1 protein-coding gene is annotated in these 2,403 nt (G+C 33.0%); it reads right to left on the bottom strand.

Going from position 1 to position 2,403, the window contains the following annotated elements; all coding sequences use genetic code 11:
- The coding region (locus D1606_RS18185) for a DNRLRE domain-containing protein (protein WP_119417422.1) at positions 1-2,280 on the bottom strand (2,280 nt) is incomplete at its 3' end.
- Between the last annotated feature and the right edge of the window lie 123 nt (positions 2,281-2,403).

Raw genomic sequence — 2,403 nt, 5'->3', positions numbered from 1 at the left:
AGTTAAAGTTGTTTTATTTTCTACTAGATTATCTAAATTTGCTTTTAGCGTAACTTCTTTTTCATTTGGTGCATATAATGGTATAAATCCATAAGAGATTTCTGATCTTGCAGAATCGCCACCTTCAGATACAGCAATGACTCGGACACTGTAACGTTTAGATGTATTGTTATAAGATTTCCCAGGGTACATTGGCAATTCTGTTCCTGTACCAATCTTTGAGCTATTTTCTAAACTAGCATCATGAAAACCTAATGTACCTGCTTTAATTTCCGCATCAGTTGGGTAGATTTTTTTCCCTTTGGTCGTAACAAAATTTGTATTTCCTACATTGAAAATATCATATTTTTCACCATTCCAAATCAATACTTTATAGCCTGTTGCACCAGCTACTTTATCCCAACTAATATCTAACCAGCCACGATTTTCGTTAGCAGAACCCTGAGGATATTGATGCCCTACTATTTTGGGTTGGTTTGGTGCATCTGTCACTTTTGGTGTTTCTGCAGGGATTTTTATACGAGAATAATCAGATTGAGGACCATCACCGGTAGGGAAAGTCGGCACTACACGATATTTATAATATAGATAATTCGCTGTACCTTTCTTAGCAAAAAAGGCAGATGGATCGTTTGGTAATTCTACTCCTTTTCCTGTTGCTGTGTATGTGGATGTTGTTGTATATGGTGCTTTCGGGAAAATTTTCTTTCCTTTTGAAGTCCAGCTAGTAGCAGTTCCTGTATATACTTGTTTATAGCTAGCTCCATCATACATAAGTAATTTATAACCTGTTGCACCATAAATAGATGGCCATTTAACATTTACATATCCATTGTTTGAGCCATCATTATAAGCAGTTGCTGAAAGGGTTGGCTTTGGTCCAGGCTCGTAGTGATACTTTACAACAATCTTTGCTTTTTTTGTACTTTCAGCAGCAGTGATTTTTTTCCAATATGTTTTCCCGTTACCATTTGTGTGGAACTTAAAACCATAATTTGGTCTTTCTCCTGAAACCCATGCTTGAACCGTATTTGTAACATCTAAATGCGCCCATTCGTCACGCCCAACAGATGTTGAACCGATTTTTGTAGAAGATGGTTTATTGTTCCAAGTCAGTTCGTTTGCTCCCCAAGAACCTTTTACTTCGTCTACCCATAATCCATTCTTAGTACCCGCATAATAAGCGTGTGTCACATAAGCTTGTAAATCAGCACTATCAATTGTAGCACCTTTTAAATCACCTACTACACTAAACTTAATAAAAGGATAGTTAGTTCCAGATGTACTGTCATAATAACCAGTTTGTAAAATATATTCTCCTTGTACAGGATCCCATTGTTTATTAAAATTAGCTGTTGGATATTTACTAGATACATATGTATCACCAAGTGCTTCTATTGTTGTAACAGATGGATCAATATAAATCGGATATACACGCTTTTCTGATTTTAGCCATTCTTCATCTACATCTAAAGTCAAACTATAGCTATTTTTTTCATTTTTCTTTAAAATATAATGCGCTTGATCTGAATAAACCCCTTCACCTTTCGCTTCATTGATGTTTGAATCCATCATCATTGGCTTTGGTAATGTAAATACTGGTTTCGATTTTTCTTCGTCAGTTAGAAACTGAATCGATCCATCTTTTTGTAAAGTTGGTATTAAATCCGTCTTTAAATTATAGTTAAATTGATGAACCCCTGTATATTTCTTTACAATCCAATCCTCTTTAACTTCCTGATTGAATGTAATATGTCGCAAGTCAATATGAGGATAAATTTCGTTGTATTGTACTTTATTTTCCTCGAAAGTTGTCTTACTTAAAAGATTTGGTTTGATATTTTCTCCATTTTGAATAGCATTTGTTAATTCGAATACTACTTCATGATTATCTTTCTTATAAGTAATATTTTGATCATTTTTGATTTTCTCAGGAAAATCTACTTGTAAATCCGTATTTTCTGTTGAAAATGTAGATTCAGCATCTAACGATAATGTATCGTCGATTTCTTCATATGTCTTTCCTTGTTTAGAATGGACCGGCTCTGCATAAATTTCTTTGTAATAATCACCCTCCGTTCCTTTAAATGTTTTTGTGTACTTTGTTCGCTTACTTTTTATCTCTTCTAAGTTCTCTGTTAATACATTAGAAGAATCTTCTGTTTGTTTTACAAGAGCCTCCTTTTTCTGTTCTGAATATGCAAGTGCCACATACTCAGGAATAGAACTAATAATTAAGCTAATTACTAAAAAAAGACTCAAATACTTACGGAAATGCATTGCTACTCCTCTTTCTATGATAAATTATGAAACATTTTTAATACAAATGAAGTTTTTTTGTTAAAAATGTTACATAAATTAAGATATCATATTATTTAATTGCTTTAAATACATTTTTTATTT

The sequence above is a fragment of the Rummeliibacillus sp. POC4 genome, from assembly GCF_003576525.1.
Classification (GTDB): Bacteria; Bacillota; Bacilli; order Bacillales_A; family Planococcaceae; genus Rummeliibacillus.
The sequence above is the reverse complement of the archived record's forward strand: the minus strand, read 5'-3'. Positions and strand labels throughout refer to the sequence as shown.